This is a genomic window from Rhodoferax sp. AJA081-3 (genome assembly GCF_017798165.1).
Classification (GTDB): domain Bacteria; phylum Pseudomonadota; class Gammaproteobacteria; order Burkholderiales; family Burkholderiaceae_C; genus Allorhodoferax.
Genome location: NZ_CP059068.1, coordinates 4,989,030 through 5,003,827, shown reverse-complemented (window position 1 = coordinate 5,003,827; position 14,798 = coordinate 4,989,030). Strand labels below are relative to the sequence as shown.

Sequence of the window (14,798 nt, the reverse complement as noted above, 5' to 3'; positions counted from 1 at the left end):
CTCAGGACGACGCTGGCTGCAACTGGTCCAGCGCGGCCAGCGTCTGCGCCATGTTTTCTTTCAGGGATTGCAGCAGGTCTGCCAGGGACACCAACTCGGCCGCCGAGGGCTGGCCCTGTGTGCCGGCGTCTTGCCAAGGGTTGAGGACAGACTCCATCTGCGCCGCCCGCTGCGACAGGGGCATCGCCCCGACGGTGCCTGCCAAGCCCTTGAGGGTGTGTGCGCGGTGCATGGCGTGGTGGTAATCACCCTCGGTCAAAAAGCGCTGCAAGTCATCCACATACTGCACTGCCTCATTGCGGAAGGACGCCACCACCTTGTCATAAAACGCGCGGCTGCCGCCCAACCGGCTGAGGGCCGTTTGCATGTCAACCCAGGCAGCAGCAGGCGCCGCTACCGGTGTCGCCACGCGGGGGATGGCAGACGGGTGCACGTGCCGCAGAATGGTCGTTAGCAATTCTTCCAGATCAAAGGGCTTGGCAATGTGGTCCACCATGCCGGCATCCATACACGCTTGCTTGTCTGCCGGCATGGCATTGGCCGTCATGGCAATGATGGGCACCGTCTGCATGACCGCATGGCTGCGCAGGCGACGCGTGGCCTCCAGGCCGTCGATATCAGGCATTTGCATGTCCATCAAGATGGCGTCAAAGGGTGGCAGGGCTGCAAGGCCCTTTGCAACACCGTCCAGCCCACAGACCGCCACTTCGACCTGCGCACCATGGCTCTCCAATAGCTCCTGGGCAATCTGCTGGTTCAGCGGGTTGTCCTCAACCACCAGCAAGCGAATGCCCTGCAAACGTTGCCCCGCGGAATGGGGCAGGTGCAGGCGGTGCCCACCGTTTTTTTCGTCTATGGCGTCCGCTACGGCGTCAAAAAGCATGGACGCGGTAATGGGCTTGACCAGGTAACCGTCCAACAAATCGGTCTCTTGTTTAGCGCGCTCCGCCAACTGTTCCCGCCCCATGGCGGTGACCATGATGACCACTGGCGGCTGGCCATTGCGCTTGAGCTGGCGTATCTGGCGCGTGGCCTCCCAGCCATCCAAACCCGGCATGCGCCAATCCATCAACACCAGGTCGTAACCCGGCGCAGCGTCGCCAGCCAATCGCTGTATCGCCGCCTCCCCACTGTCCAGCGTGTCGACCAACCAGCCCATGGACGTGGTCATGCCCAGCAGGACATCGCGCGCCAGTGCGTTGTCATCCACGATCAGCACACGCAGCCCGCGGCCTGCCGGAACCTGCGGCGGTGCCTTCTGCGCTGCGCATGCAAACGGGGCCGTGAAGGAGAACCGGCTGCCCTGCCCCAAGGCACTGGTCAGCTCCAAATTGCCCCCCATCAAGGCCACCAGCTGCCGGCTGATGGCCAGCCCCAGACCGGTGCCCCCAAAGCGCCGGGTGGTGGACGTTTCAGCCTGCTGAAAGGCCTCAAAAATATGGTCTACCTTGTCGGCCGGTATGCCGATGCCCGTATCCCGCACCGAAAACTCCAGCATTACGCGGTCAGCATTGCGATCCACAACGGCAATGCCCAGCACCACCTCACCGTGTGATGTGAATTTGATTGCGTTGCCCAGCAGATTCAACAAGACCTGACGCAGCCGCAGCGCATCACATACCAGGACCCCGGGCACATCGGGTGCCAGCGCAAACAGCACTTCGACATCTTTGTTACTCACATTGGCAGACAACACCACCGACAGGTCGCGCATCAACTCCCCCACCACCACCGGCTCGTTGTGCAACTCCAGCTTGCCTGCTTCGACCTTGGAAAAATCCAGAATGTCATTGATGATGCCCAGCAGCGCACGCGTCGCACCTTCTGCCTTCTGGGTGTAGTCCAACTGGCGCCTGGACAGCTCGGTATGCTGCAACAACTTGAGCATGCCCAACACACCGTTCATGGGTGTACGTATCTCGTGGCTCATGGTGGCCAGAAAATTGCTCTTGAACTGGTTGGCGGCATCTGCGGCATCGCGGGCCAGCTGCAAGGAATGCTCCGACTCCTTGTGCGCAGAAACATCGGTATACGTCAATAACGTCCAGCCATTAAATATCGGCATGCCCCGCAGTTCGATGCATCGACCATCGGGCAAATGGCGCTCCAGAAAAACGGGCTGGTGCGAGTCCATCAATCCAACAAAGCGGTTCAGCACCACATCCACACTCTCGGCATCGCCGTAATCACCACGCGCATAGCCGTAGCGCACCACATGGGCGAAGTTCAACGACTCGCGCTGGAGCAGCTCTGGCGGGTATCGCATCAACTCGCCAAACTTGCGGTTGTACAGGCGCAGCGTGCGTTCATCGTCGTAGGCCACCACACCAAACGGCAGCTGGTTGATCACCTCGTCCAACAACTGGGTCTGGCGCACAACCTGGTCTTGTGCCAACTGCTGGCGGTGCATGGAGCGTTTGACGGCCAGCAGCATCACGGCTGTCAACACATACAGCACCAGCAGGGACAACACAGAAAATTGCGCACGGTGTTTCCACTGCGCCAAGACGGCATCCACCCCCACACGCACGGCCAAGTACACCGGATAAGGCGCGACGGCATTCACCTTGATGATGTGTTGCCGGTCGCCCGTGCCCACACGGCCAAGGTAGGCCGGAACACTCTGGCCACTGTGCAACACCCGTTCCATGGCGGGGTCCAGTTCAAACAAGCCGTCCACCGCGCCCTGGACGGGTGGGGGCGATTGGTGCAAAACACGGCGCATGGCATCAAACAGCGTGATCTCACCATGGGTGCCCTGGCTGATCGCGGAAAACAGGTTGGCAATTTGCGAGACATTGATGTTGGCGTACACCAGCCCACCAAACCGCCCGTCGGCAAAACTCAGGGCGCGCGCAACCGGCAAGACCCACTGCCCCGATATGCGTGACTTGACCGGCAGTCCAAACACCAGGTTGCGGTCGGCCTGCGCGTGCTCAAACATTTCCTTGCCGGTGGCGTTGGCAGTCAGTTGCACGGGGCGGGCCAGGTCTACTCCCTCACCGTAGACCACCAGCCCGTCGGCGTTGGCACCACGTATGGACGCAGCATCGGGAATACGCTCCTTCAGTCCCCGCACATAGGCGCTGAAGGTTTCGGTGTCGAACCGCTGCGCTGCATGTTGGCGCCTGAACTCCACCTCGGCCTGGCGCAAGGCCAAATCGATGTCACGCACACTGGCGTGCAGGTTGGACTGCAGCAAATCGGCAATGGTTTTGGAAGACTCTTTGGCGCCGTCAATGTATTGGCTTCTTCCCATGGATAGCGCGTAGACAACCAGCGCCGTCACAATGACCAAGCCTATCCCCACCCCGGTAACCAGCCAGGAGAAGAATTTTTGTTCCAACGATGTCTCTTTTTTTTGCATGGCCCGGCATCAATCTGTAAGTGGTTGCCCCTGCTAACCCGAGGCAACAACCCGCGGCACGGTGAAAGCCGTGCGAGCTGCAAACGCCCTGCTCCGCGCACCACACCCCTCCAGGTGGTCATTCACCAGCCCCATGGCCTGCATGAAGGCGTACATGGTGGTAGGCCCCACAAAGCTCCAGCCGCGCTTGCGCAAATCTTTGGACAAGGCAATGGACTCGGGTGATGTAGTCACGCCGGTCAGCGTCTGGCGTGTGATCTGGCTGGGCCGGGTCGTTGCCTGCGGCTCGAACTGCCAGAAGTAAGCCGCCAGCGAGCCAAATTCCTTGCGCAGCTCCTGGGCACGCTGGGCATTGTTGATGGTGGACGCAATCTTGCCGCGGTGGCGCACAATGCCGGCGTCCAGCACCAGGCGCTTGATGTCGTTGTCATCAAACTGGGCGACCTTGTCCATGTCGAAATCGGCAAAGGCTTTGCGAAAGGCCTCGCGTTTGTTCAGAATGGTCAACCAGCTCAGGCCCGCCTGAAAGCCCTCCAGGCAAATTTTCTCGAACAGGCGTTCGTCGTTGTGTACGGGCACGCCCCATTCAAAGTCGTGGTAATGCTGGTAATGGGGCGTGGCACGGCACCACACGCAGCGCGTGACCTGGCTGTCGTCGGTAAAGAGTCCTGTTGGCGCAGTGGTGTCGTCGAGCATGGAGCACTTCCAAAAAGCAATGAACAGCCAACGCAGACCATACCGTTGGTGCTCAATAAATCAAATACTGTTGTTATTTACAGTATAGAGGAAGCGCGCCGCATCTTCACCACAGTTACAAAGGCATCCCAAAGATGTCTGCAAACCGCTTACGCGCTGCGGGCGTAGCCTTGGGGTCGGGCAGCAGATGGGTCTCCAGCATGCCGAACTGGTGCAGACGCAGACCGATGTCGGCCATCAACGGCTCCAGGTCCAGCAATGTGGTGCTGTTGACAATGCGCTCCAGCGTGGGCTGCAGGTCTATGCCCGCCAGCTTGCGCCCGTGGCGCACGATGTCGGCCTGGGTGTAACGTTTACCGGGTTGGCCAAACTCTGCATACACCGACTGCATCAACTGGGGCATGCCGACCTTGCCTTGGGTCGCTTTGCGCAATTCCACATCCATCGCCAATGCGGCAATGGTGCCCCCACCGTACACCAGCAGCCAATTGCCGTGTTTGTCGTTCACGGCTTCACGTACCGTGCTTTTGAGGCCCATGAGGTTGCGCGCCACACCCTGGCCGCGCGGCAGGTTCTCCAGGTTGTTGAGCAGGAATTTGCGGTCCATCACCTGGTTGCGCACCAGGGTCATCAAAGTCAGGTAGTCAGTCACACCTTCCTTGAACCACTCGTCGCCCGGCTCGGCCGGCACCAGCGTGTGGCCATTCCAGAAATGCAGGAGCTCATGCGCCACAATGCGACCCCAGATCACGCGGGAGCTGGCGTCCGCCTCACCCTTGATGATCTGGCTGAAGCTGCCGGCAAAGGCGCCGCCGTCGCTGATGTCACCGTCGTTGATAACCACCAGGTAACGGCTGGTGCGTGGTGGCCCACCAAACAGGGTTTGGTACGCGGCCAACTGGCGGCGCATCAGGTCCATGAACAGGGCCTTTTGTGGCCAGTAACGCTTGCCCATCACCAACGTCAGCTCCACACCACCGGCCATAAAACGCTCGCTGTGCGCCGTACCCAAAAACATGGCGTTGTTGACCAGCTCGCGCCGGGTCGCGGCCACAAAGCTACCGGGCTTGCTGCCCGCCAGCCAGGGCGTATTCGCCTTCCAGCCTTGGGGCAGTGTGAACGACACCTCGGTCTTGCCCGGCATGGCCACACCGGGCACCAGGAACAGGCTGTGGCCCACGGCCATGATGCCCTCATCGGTGTGGTACAGCACCTCTTCCACACCGCCGGGCCAGTGGTACTTGGCGTGTTCCAGGCGCACCTCGTAGGTCAGTGCCAGGCGGCGGTCGCCCTCCGCCACCACGTATTCGGCCTCGCCCTTGTCCGTGAGTGCAACAGGCTTTCCGGCCATGTCTTGCACCACGATGTTCTCCAGGAAATCGCCCTGGCCGTTTTTCAGCGTGGGCAAGGTGCTCACGCCAAACAGGGCCAGCTCATTGCCCTCCACATACAAATCGGCCTTGATGTGGGCGCGTTTGCCATCGTTGGTGATGGTCACGTGGTAGTGGTTGGGCTTTTGGTCCCATGCGGCCCAAGCCGCCTGGCTGGACATGAATGCCGCCAGGGTAGCGCCAAATATCTGTTGTTTGAATCTCATCATTTTTCCTTTTTAATCCTGGCGGCCAACACGCCGACACGAACGGGCGCCACTGTAAAAGGATTGCACCGCCGCGCCCGCAACCGGATGACGAACGGCAAAACGAGCGGTCTGGATTGCAGAAAACTGGGGCTCCCGCAAACCAATCTGCGCTTGGCCCCCACAACTGGCGGTAATTCGGCTAACCTCCAATCTGTGCTTCATTCCCCATTGCAAGATTTGCAGCAGGAGACACAAGTTATGGCACGTAGCCTGCCCGACCTCGTACCCGAGGCCAAAGACGAGACCGACAAGGCCAAAAAACTGGTCGCTCTGGGCCACCCTGCGGTCGCGCCCGTGCTGGGTGAAATTCTGGAGTGGGTGGAAGACGCCAGCTGGCCGGTGGCCAAAGTCTTCATCCCATTTCTGGCCCGCATCGGCGCACCGCTCGTGCCCCATGTGCGCTACGTGCTGCAGTCGCAAGACGAGCAATGGAAACGTGTGGTGCTGGACCACATCGTCCGCGAATCGGGCGATCTGGCCCACGGCATATCCGTAGACCTGCTGCGCCTGATCGACACCCCCACCGACGCAGAGCGGGCCGAAGGCCTGCACACCACGGCGGACGAACTGTTCCAAAAATACTGCAAAAACGGCACGCCATAATCGGTAGCTTTTTTGCCCCGCCATGACCCAGCGCGACCCTCGATACAACATCCTCTTTGAGCCGGTCCAGATCGGCCCCGTCACCACCAAGAACCGCTTCTACCAGGTGCCCCACTGCAACGGCATGGGCCACGGCAAACCGCAGTCGCTGGCGGCCATGCGTGGTGTCAAGGCCGAGGGCGGCTGGGGCGTGGTGTGCACCGAAGAAATCGAGATCAGCCCCTTCTCCGAAATCGCGCCACATTTTGAAGGCCGCCTGTGGGATGACAGCGACATCCCCGCACAACGCCTGATGACGGATGCCTGCCATGCCCATGGCGCGTTGGCCGGGGCCGAGCTCTTCTTCAATGGCTACGCCACCCCCAACCGCTACAGCCGCGAGATACCGATGGCGCCATCCCACACGCCAGTCAAGGCGACCGACCCCATCCAGGCGCGCAGCATGGACAAGGCCGACATTGCGAACGTGCGCCGCTGGCACCGCGCCGCCGCACTGCGCGCGCGTGATGCAGGTTTTGACATCGTGTATGTGTACGCCGGGCATGACCTGGGCCTGCCCATGCATTTCCTCTCGCGCCGCACCAACCGCCGCACAGATGAGTACGGCGGCAGCCTGGAGAACCGTGTGCGCTTTTTGCGCGAGCTGATAGAAGACACGAAGGACGCCGTAGGCGACCGCTGCGCCGTGGCCGTTCGTCTGGCCGTGGACCAACTGCTGGGGCCGCTGGGCATCACATCCGAGAACGAAGGCCGCGATGCCATTGCCATGCTCGCCGAGCTACCGGATTTGTGGGACGTCAACATCGCCGACTGGTCCAACGACAGCCAGACCGCACGCTTTTCGCAAGAGGGATACCAAGAGCAGTACATCGCCCATGTGAAGTCGCTGACCACCAAGCCGGTGGTGGGTGTGGGCCGTTACACATCACCCGACGCCATGGTCTCGGCCATCAAACGTGGCGTAATGGATTTGATTGGTGCGGCCCGCCCTTCGATTGCAGACCCCTTTCTGCCGCGCAAGATTGAGGAAGGCCGTTTCGACGATATCCGCGAATGTATAGGCTGCAATATCTGTGTAACCGGCGACAACCTCAGCGTGCCGATTCGCTGCACACAGAACCCCACCATGGGTGAAGAGTGGCGCAAAGGCTGGCACCCGGAGCGCATCACACCCGCGCAGTCCAAGGACACCGTGCTGGTCGTAGGCGCCGGCCCCACCGGCCTGGAGCTGACCCGCGCCTTGGGCCAACGGGGTTATGAGGTCGCTCTGGCAGATGCCGGCACCCGCGTGGGTGGCAGGCTCATCCACGATGCAGCCCTGCCCGGCCTGGCCACCTGGATGCGTGTGGCCGACCACCGCATGCTGCAGATCCAGAAGATGACCAACGTCAACCTCTACCTGGACAGCCATCTCAGCGCAGATGAAGTGTTGGAGTTTGGCTTCAACCGCGTCTTCATCGCCACCGGCGCGCGCTGGCGCAAGGACGGATTGGGTCGCCAGCACCGTACGGCCATCAAGGGCGTCGCACACGCGGACGTAGCGCCCAAAGTATTCAGCCCCGACGATGTATTTGCCGGTGCAACACTGCCCTCCCCCGTGCTGGTCTATGACGACGACCACTACTACATGGCCGGTGCGCTGGCCGAGCGTTTGCGCAAACAAGGGCTGGCGGTGTTTCTGGTTACACCATCGGTCAAGGTGTCCGAGTTCACGGATATGACGATGGAGCAGCAGCGTATCCAGTCGGGCTTGCTGAAAATGGGGGTGAAGATTCAGACAACCACGTCTATCGCCAGCGTATCCGCCGCGGTGGATGGTGGCCTGGATGTGGAGTTGGCCAACACCTACACCGATGCCCGCACGCCGCTGCACTGTGCCAGCGTGCTGCTGGTCACCATGCGCGACCCGGTGGACGACCTGTTTACTGCGCTGCAGGCGCGGCAATCGCAGTGGCAAGGGGCTGGGGTCAAGACGGTACAGTGTGTGGGCGATGCGCACGCACCGGGCACGGTGGCGGCTGCGGTGTATGCGGGGCACAGGGCGGCGCGGGAGTTAGACGCTGCAGCGCAACCGCTGGATGCTGCGGCATTTAAACGGGAGGTGGTGGCGCTCTGACAGCACACCGCGCCTTCACATACACACAAAGGTTTTCCATGCACCGTTTCTGGCTTCTGCTGCTGTTAGCACTCACACAGCACTGCGCCTTTGCCACGGTCTACAAGTGTGAGCAAGATGGTAAGGTAGCTTACCAGGACAACCCATGCGCCATAACCTGGTGGTGAAAATCGAGAACGGAACCATCTCGGCCAGAAAGCGCTGATGCGCGGTGGGGATGGATAGAGTGTTTGCCAGCGCACAGACCGGGCGGTTGCCTATTCACATGATGCAACCCAACCCAATACCTGCGAACCACCGCCATGCCCATCATCCAACTCCTTCGCGCGACCAACCCACCCACGCCTGAGGCGGTGCATATCAACTCAGGGGCCGTGCTGTTTGTCGAGGCGACGACCGAACACCAGGTGGGGCAGACGCTGATCCAGGTATTCGGCCAGACGGAGCAAGGCATTCGGGTTGTCGAATCCCTCCAGCACGTGCTGGAGGCGTTGCCGGGATCGTTTGGTGCCTACCGGCACTACCATGCCGGTGCGCCGCCCGAGGGTGAAAGTGTGGTGCACATCTACGAGCACAACATTGCCTCCATTACACCCAACACACCGCACGATCCGGTGTTCTGGACCATCACCTTCAAGGACCAGTTTGCCCTGCGGGTGATGGCGCCCTTGCCACTGGGCCTGTAGCGGCCCTCCTGCCAGATTAGTTCAGCAAATCGGCGGGGATGTTGCCGCCGTTGGCCGCCAGCTTTTGCAGCACGGTCTTGTGCAGCCACATGTTCATCTGGGCCGAATCACCCATCTTGTCTGCCGGGCAACCCAGTTCAATAGCCAGCTCTTTGCGCACGGCCAGGCTGCTGTCCAGACCCAGCAACTTGAGCAGGTCCACGATGGAAGTTTTCCAGTTCAGTTTTTCGGCGTGGGCTGCGGCCAGTTTGGCCAGGTTGGCCACTACATCCACCTCGCTGATGGCAACGGGGGCGGGCGCCACGGGCGCAGCCGGCGCCGCTTGCGATGCGGGCGTGGGCGTGGTGGCTGCTGCCACGGCGTCTGCATTTTTGTCGCCGAAGCCGAGTTTGGAGAGGATGCTGCTGAAAATGCTCATGGTGAGTCCCTGGTTGGATGGGTTGATAGACGGGTGTCCGCAACCATCCTACCTGTTATGGATGACACCCATGAAACCGCCCCAGGTTTGCTATGCTTTTGATAGTTATACTGCTATATCCGACGGGGGCTAGAGGCCAATTTTCCTTAAAGCACCCGACCCTGCCTCCATCTGATCCCCGCACCATGCACGCCCCTTCCGACGAATCGCCACTACACGACGCATCCTCACCGCCCACGGCCGAACCACCCGCACAAGAGCAGCCTGCACCCCCATCGCCCGAGCGCTTGGGCCTGCTCCACTGGATAACCGCCGGGCTGCGTGCGGCCCTGTGCCTGCCGGCCAACATTGGCCGCGCAGCACCCAGCCCGTGGCAGTTGTTCTGGCTGGTGACCCTGGCGGGTGCAGCGCAGGTGGGCATGTCCCGACTGGAGGTGCCCGGTGCGGCCAGCTTCCATCTGGCGGGTTGGCTGTATCCCTTGAGCACCGTCGGTTTTGTGCTGTTTCTGGTGTGGGCCTGCCTGAGCGGTCTGCGCCCACCCCAGGCCCACCCTGCGCCGGTGCCCACCTGGTTTGCACTGTGGACCATCTCGGGCCTGCCTATGGGCGCGGTCGCTGTACTGATCAGCGCCTTGGCCGCGCGCGAGCTGATGCCCGCCTGGTGGCTGGACGGCACCTGGCTGGCCTGGCTGATCTATGGCGCAGTGTGGGTGTGGATCATGCTGGTGGCGTGGCGGGTGACCGAGGCGCTGATCCCATCACGCTGGGCGCAGACAGCCACCATCGTGGGTGTGCTGCTGATCGAGGCCTTTGGCAGCGCCTACATTGACAGCCGCCCCTGGCAGCCCAACTACGCCGAGCAGGAATCGGCTGATGCGGCGGACGCCGCCACCACACTCACGCTCAGCCAGGACGTCTTTGCCGACCAGCAAGCCCTGCTGGCACAGACCCTGGCCGCCATTACGCCCCGGCAGGCGGGCCACACCAATGTGTTTGGCCTGGTCTATGCGCCCTATGCGCAAACCGTGTTTGTACGCGAAAGCGCCATGGTGGCGGATGTGTTGCAAGCGCGTTTTGGCGCAGAGGGCCATGTTGTGCAACTGGTCAACCACCCCTCGGTGACGGACAGCATCCCCTGGGCCACCAACCAGAATCTGCGCGCCAGCCTGCAGGCCCTGGCCGCGCGCATGGACCGCGAAAACGATGTGCTGGTGGTCTACCTCAGTTCCCACGGCGGGGCCGACTTCCAACTCGCCACGCAGCACTGGCCACTGGAAGTGGCGGAACTGACACCGCAAATGCTGCGCAGCATGCTGGACGAAGTGGGCGTGCGCAACCGTGTGCTGGCCGTGTCGGCCTGTTATGCGGGTGGTTGGATAGAGCCCTTGTCCAGCGACAACACGCTGGTGATGACCGCAGCCGATGCCACCCACACCTCCTATGGCTGTGGCAGCCGGTCCGAGCTCACCTTCTTTGGCCGCGCATTGTTCGACGAGCAGTTACGCAAGACCCATTCGTTTGAACAGGCCTTCGCCGCGGCGGTGCCCATCATCCAGCAGCGCGAGATTGAGGGCAAGAAGGACGACGGTTTCTCCAACCCGCAAATCGCGGTGGGCAAGGACATTCGGCCGGTGCTGGCCACTCTGGAGCGTGAGCTGCAGCAGCGCCACCCGGCCTCTGGCAAATGACGCTACTGTTTTAGTAGCTACAGAAGCATATTTTACGGGGGCTAGAGGCCAATTTGGCTTATATACCCCCCGGTACAGCGCCTAGATCGCCAGGCGGTCACGCATCACGTGGATGGTGTCGTGGGCTTGTTTGACGCTGTAGCTTTGGCGCTGGACGATTTCGCGCACATCGGCGGGCAGGGTTTTGGTCAGCGCCTTCTGGTACTCGCGCACGGCCTGGTCTTCACTGGATTCGACCACCACCAGGATGGCATGGTCACCGCCGCCCAGGGCCGACTTCAGATCCATCCAACCGCGGCGCAGTGCACCGGTGAGGGTGCCGGTGTTGTCGGGCTCGTCACCCAAGACATGGACCAGGGTTTGCAGCTCGCCCACAAAGTGTGCGCGCTGGCGGCTTTGCTCCAGGCAGAAGGTTTTGGTATCGGGTGAGTCGATCTTTTGGGCAGCTTCCTCGTAGCCATGTTGACCATCACGGCTGAGTTCGATCAGGCCGTTCAGGGTGTCGATGACGTCGCTGGGGGATAAGGTGGTGTCATTCATGAGAGAGTCCTTTCAGTTGTAAGAAGCAGCACAAGCACCGGGGTGATGCGCTACAGGGCCAATGTATGTTTCTGCGGGTTTGGGGTCTGTGCCACAACACACATTGCGGGCTGTGCGCGATTTGCGGCTATGCTTTCTGCCAACTTGTCGCTCCACTTTTTTGTCCCCACCCTTTAGCGCACCGTCCATGCAACACCTTCTGAAAACCGCCCGCCCCCTGGTCAGCGCCTTGGCCCTGTCACTGGCCGCCGTTCCGGTGCTGGCTGACAGCACATCGTCGGCATCCAGCGCGGCCTCCACATCCATTGGCAGTTCATCCACCTCGGTCGAGAAATCCAGCAACAGCTCGTCCACCAAGGACAAAGTGGCGCAAGGCCCCTACACCGTGGTGGAGATGGTGGCATTGGCCCAGCAGCCCGACATGCTGCGCCTGCGGTTGCAGGCGGTAGACACAACCCCGGGCACCCGTCCATCCGGCGAAATCGTCTTGCTGTTGCCGCGCCAAGCCGCAGAACGTGGGCAATTGGCGGTGGGACAGGTTGTATCGGCCGAGCACCGCCCCTATGGTGTCGCGTTTGCCACCACCCCAGTGGCTGGCAATGCCACCACACCCTTCTTCCTGGTGCTGGACGACGCCTGGTTTGGTGAGCTGGAGAGCCGCCCGCTTGGCGTGTAACTTGCCCGGGGGTGGGCACACCGCACGCCGTGTGGTGCTGGCGCTGGCCTGTGCCTGGGGTGCAACGGCCGCGTGGTCGGGCTCGCTCAACTACTGCCAGGGCCAGACTGAACCCAATGCAGCCGCACAAGACCGCCTGATACAGGTGGCAGCTGTGGTCAAGGCCGAGCTGGAGCGCTCGGGCCACAGCGTGGCCATCGTGTCGCGCTCGGGCCTGGCACTGCAGCGCTTAGGCCACCGCTATTCACATGCCGGTGTGAGCCTCAAGGCCAGCCCAAGCATCCCCTGGTCGGTGCGGCAGCTGTACTACGCCTGTGACGAGAAACGCCCGCGCATTTTTGACCAGGGCATGACGGGCTTTGTGATGGGTGCACTGGACCCGGCTGAAGGTTATGTCTCCATCGTGCTGCTACCCCCCGACGCCGCGCAGGCGCTGGAGCACACCGCCCTCAACGACCACCAGGCCCTGCGCCTGCTGGGCTCCACCTACAGCGCCAACGCTTATGCCTTTGGCCAGCGTTACCAGAACTGCAACCAGTGGCTGGCCGAGCTGATGGCCCATGCCTGGGGCGCGTTGGCGCCTGAAGGCGACGCACGGGGCCAGGCACAGGGCTGGCTGCGCGACCAGCATTACCAGCCCAGCAGCTTCAGCCTGGGCTGGGGGCCACTGGCCTGGCTGGCCGGCTTGCTGCCCTGGCTACACACCGACGACCACCCGGAGCAGAACATCATCGATGCGCAGTACCAGGTCAGCATGCCGGCGTCGATTGAGGCCTTCGTTCAACAACGCCTTCCCCAGGCCACCCGCATCGAGCTGTGTTACACGCCGCAGCACATCGTGGTGCGCCGCGGCTGGGAGCCGATTACGCCTGGTTGCCAGCCGGGCGCAGACGATACCGTTACAGCCCTACCTTAACTATTACGACCTGCCATCACACCGCCGTCCACATTCCACACGGCGCCGGTCACCCAACTGGACTTGTCCGACAGCAAGAAGGCCACCACGGTCGCCACATCATCGGGCTGGCCAATACGCCCCAGCGGGTGGAAGGCGTTGAAGCTGGCCAGAACCGCATCGTGCTGTTCACGGGGTACAAAACTGTCATACACCGGTGTGTCCACAACCGCTGGTGCCACGGCATTCACACGGATGTGGTGCACACCCAGCTCCAGCGCCAGGTGCTGGGTCAGCGCATGGATACCGGCCTTGGCCATGGAATAGGCCGAGGACGGTGTGGCCAGAATGGCCTGCTGCGCCCACATCGATCCAATGTTCACAATCGCACCCCGTTTGCTTGGCACCATGCGCCGCGCCACGGCCTGGGTCGCAAAGAACAAGGCTTTGCTGATGGCGAGGTAGCTGTCGTAATCCGCCTCGCTGTGGTCCAGAAATGCCTTGGGTGAAAACACGCCGGCCGCATTAACCAGCAGGTCAAACGGTTTGCTGCGTGTCTGCACCGCATCGGTCAAGGCACGCATACCATCGGGTGTGGTGATGTCGGCCTGCAGGGTGTGGATGGATGCCTCACGCTCGGCGGCACTGCGTGCCAGCTTTTGCGCACTGCGCCCCACTACCAGCACCTGCGCGCCAGCGTCCGCCAAGCGGTGGGCCACCGCGCGGCCTATTCCACTGGAGCCACCGATCACCAATGCGTTCTTACCCGAAAAATCCTGATGCATATTCACTCCTATACCTACCAGTAGGTAGTCTTTTGGGCCAAAAAAAAAGGTCAGCCCTTCCTCATAAAACCATTGATCAAAATTGCCGTTGTGCGGTCAAACGCATCCATGTCGTTGCTGGAGCGGCACACCAGGGACGCGCCTTGCAACATGGACAGGGCCGCACGCGCATGGTCTGCCGCTGCGCCGTCAAACACCAACACACCCTGTGAGCGCCCCTCGGCCAACAACTGGGCCAGCCACTCGGTGTTGCGGGCAAAAAACCGCTGCAACCGGGGCAACATGGCGTCGTCCAGCGTCAGCGCCTCGGTGGCCAGCATGCCGCACATACACAGGCGGTCACTTTGCAGTGTGGCGCGGTAGATCGCCACATAGTCTTTCAACTTGGCCAGCGCCGTGGTGTCACGCCGCTCTATGTCAGCCAAGGCCTGGTCAAACTGCGCCGCATAGGCTTCGACCAGGGCCACACCCAGGTCCACCTTGCTGGCAAAGTGGTGGTGCAGGCTGGCCTTGCGGATGCCCACCTCGTCCGCCACATCGGCATAACTAAAGCCGTTGAAGCCGCGCTGCTGTACCAGGCGCTGGGCGCTGGAGAGGATCAGTTCTTTAGTGTCCATGGATGCAACTATAGCCTACCAATTGGATGGTAGTCAACAAACATTGCGTAATTCCTCAAAACTGCTGAGGAC

Annotated in this window: 13 protein-coding genes; 6 read left to right on the top strand and 7 right to left on the bottom strand. The window is 61.6% G+C overall.

Going from position 1 to position 14,798, the window contains the following annotated elements; translation table 11 throughout:
• Position 1: 1 nt before the first annotated feature.
• The 3 genes from HZ993_RS23445 to HZ993_RS23435 form a co-directional block, all read right to left on the bottom strand.
• The gene (locus tag HZ993_RS23445) at positions 2-3,367 is read right to left on the bottom strand and encodes a response regulator (protein WP_209395096.1); all 3,366 of its coding nucleotides are present in this window, start codon (positions 3,365-3,367) and stop codon (positions 2-4) included.
• A 33-nt stretch (positions 3,368-3,400) separates the two neighbouring features.
• Positions 3,401-4,063 carry a DNA-3-methyladenine glycosylase I gene (locus HZ993_RS23440; RefSeq protein ID WP_209395095.1) on the bottom strand — a complete coding sequence of 221 codons (663 nt, stop codon included), beginning with the start codon at positions 4,061-4,063 and terminating at the stop codon, positions 3,401-3,403.
• A 115-nt stretch (positions 4,064-4,178) separates the two neighbouring features.
• Positions 4,179-5,660: a hypothetical protein gene (locus tag HZ993_RS23435; RefSeq protein WP_209395094.1), complete on the bottom strand. Its 1,482-nt coding sequence runs from the start codon at positions 5,658-5,660 to the stop codon at positions 4,179-4,181.
• A 240-nt stretch (positions 5,661-5,900) separates the two neighbouring features.
• Between HZ993_RS23435 and HZ993_RS23430 the strand changes: the two genes are divergently transcribed.
• The 3 genes from HZ993_RS23430 (at position 5,901) to HZ993_RS23420 (ending at position 9,107) form a co-directional block, all read left to right on the top strand.
• Positions 5,901-6,305: a DUF5071 domain-containing protein gene (locus HZ993_RS23430; RefSeq protein ID WP_209395093.1), complete on the top strand. Its 405-nt coding sequence runs from the start codon at positions 5,901-5,903 to the stop codon at positions 6,303-6,305.
• Between the two features lie 22 nt (positions 6,306-6,327).
• Positions 6,328-8,421, top strand: a complete 2,094-nt coding sequence (locus HZ993_RS23425; protein WP_209395092.1) for an FAD-dependent oxidoreductase — start codon at positions 6,328-6,330, stop codon at positions 8,419-8,421.
• A 302-nt stretch (positions 8,422-8,723) separates the two neighbouring features.
• Positions 8,724-9,107 carry a hypothetical protein gene (locus tag HZ993_RS23420; protein WP_209395091.1) on the top strand — a complete coding sequence of 128 codons (384 nt, stop codon included), beginning with the start codon at positions 8,724-8,726 and terminating at the stop codon, positions 9,105-9,107.
• 16 nt (positions 9,108-9,123) lie between these two features.
• On the opposite strand, the gene HZ993_RS23415 is transcribed toward HZ993_RS23420, so the two are convergent.
• Entirely contained in the window at positions 9,124-9,525 is a 402-nt protein-coding gene (locus tag HZ993_RS23415) for a DUF3597 domain-containing protein (RefSeq protein WP_209395090.1), read from the bottom strand.
• Positions 9,526-9,710: 185 nt separating this feature from the next.
• Between HZ993_RS23415 and HZ993_RS23410 the strand changes: the two genes are divergently transcribed.
• A complete protein-coding gene (locus HZ993_RS23410) occupies positions 9,711-11,213 on the top strand; it encodes a C13 family peptidase (RefSeq protein ID WP_209395089.1) in 1,503 nt (500 codons plus the stop codon).
• Positions 11,214-11,294: 81 nt separating this feature from the next.
• Here the strand turns inward: HZ993_RS23410 and HZ993_RS23405 are convergent, their stop codons facing one another.
• Complete coding sequence (locus HZ993_RS23405; RefSeq protein ID WP_209395088.1) at positions 11,295-11,753, bottom strand: PA2169 family four-helix-bundle protein; 459 nt, start codon at positions 11,751-11,753, stop codon at positions 11,295-11,297.
• Between the two features lie 187 nt (positions 11,754-11,940).
• Between HZ993_RS23405 and HZ993_RS23400 the strand changes: the two genes are divergently transcribed.
• Together HZ993_RS23400 and HZ993_RS23395 are read left to right on the top strand one after the other, a co-directional pair.
• Positions 11,941-12,429 (top strand): hypothetical protein, encoded by a 489-nt coding sequence (locus tag HZ993_RS23400; protein ID WP_209395087.1) that lies wholly within the window; start codon positions 11,941-11,943, stop codon positions 12,427-12,429.
• Positions 12,419-13,345 (top strand): DUF2145 domain-containing protein, encoded by a 927-nt coding sequence (locus HZ993_RS23395; protein WP_245213746.1) that lies wholly within the window; start codon positions 12,419-12,421, stop codon positions 13,343-13,345. The genes HZ993_RS23400 and HZ993_RS23395 overlap by 11 nt, the downstream gene beginning before the upstream one ends.
• Here HZ993_RS23395 and HZ993_RS23390 read toward each other — a convergent pair.
• Together HZ993_RS23390 and HZ993_RS23385 are read right to left on the bottom strand one after the other, a co-directional pair.
• Positions 13,342-14,109: an SDR family NAD(P)-dependent oxidoreductase gene (locus tag HZ993_RS23390; protein ID WP_209395085.1), complete on the bottom strand. Its 768-nt coding sequence runs from the start codon at positions 14,107-14,109 to the stop codon at positions 13,342-13,344. The two genes, HZ993_RS23395 and HZ993_RS23390, sit on opposite strands and share 4 nt — an antisense overlap.
• A 50-nt stretch (positions 14,110-14,159) precedes the next feature.
• Positions 14,160-14,726: a TetR/AcrR family transcriptional regulator gene (locus tag HZ993_RS23385; RefSeq protein ID WP_209395084.1), complete on the bottom strand. Its 567-nt coding sequence runs from the start codon at positions 14,724-14,726 to the stop codon at positions 14,160-14,162.
• Positions 14,727-14,798: the final 72 nt, after the last annotated feature.

What these genes read in the sequence shown, in the direction of transcription:
- HZ993_RS23385 (WP_209395084.1), bottom strand. Translation starts at nt 14,726, where the DNA reads ATGGACACTAAAGAACTGATCCTCTCCAGCGCCCAGCGCCTGGTACAG.
- HZ993_RS23415 (WP_209395090.1), bottom strand. Translation starts at nt 9,525, where the DNA reads ATGAGCATTTTCAGCAGCATCCTCTCCAAACTCGGCTTCGGCGACAAA.
- HZ993_RS23390 (WP_209395085.1), bottom strand. Translation starts at nt 14,109, where the DNA reads ATGCATCAGGATTTTTCGGGTAAGAACGCATTGGTGATCGGTGGCTCC.
- HZ993_RS23405 (WP_209395088.1), bottom strand. Translation starts at nt 11,753, where the DNA reads ATGAATGACACCACCTTATCCCCCAGCGACGTCATCGACACCCTGAAC.
- HZ993_RS23430 (WP_209395093.1), top strand. Translation starts at nt 5,901, where the DNA reads ATGGCACGTAGCCTGCCCGACCTCGTACCCGAGGCCAAAGACGAGACC.
- HZ993_RS23420 (WP_209395091.1), top strand. Translation starts at nt 8,724, where the DNA reads ATGCCCATCATCCAACTCCTTCGCGCGACCAACCCACCCACGCCTGAG.
- HZ993_RS23410 (WP_209395089.1), top strand. Translation starts at nt 9,711, where the DNA reads ATGCACGCCCCTTCCGACGAATCGCCACTACACGACGCATCCTCACCG.
- HZ993_RS23435 (WP_209395094.1), bottom strand. Translation starts at nt 5,660, where the DNA reads ATGAGATTCAAACAACAGATATTTGGCGCTACCCTGGCGGCATTCATG.
- HZ993_RS23400 (WP_209395087.1), top strand. Translation starts at nt 11,941, where the DNA reads ATGCAACACCTTCTGAAAACCGCCCGCCCCCTGGTCAGCGCCTTGGCC.
- HZ993_RS23425 (WP_209395092.1), top strand. Translation starts at nt 6,328, where the DNA reads ATGACCCAGCGCGACCCTCGATACAACATCCTCTTTGAGCCGGTCCAG.
- HZ993_RS23445 (WP_209395096.1), bottom strand. Translation starts at nt 3,367, where the DNA reads ATGCAAAAAAAAGAGACATCGTTGGAACAAAAATTCTTCTCCTGGCTG.
- HZ993_RS23440 (WP_209395095.1), bottom strand. Translation starts at nt 4,063, where the DNA reads ATGCTCGACGACACCACTGCGCCAACAGGACTCTTTACCGACGACAGC.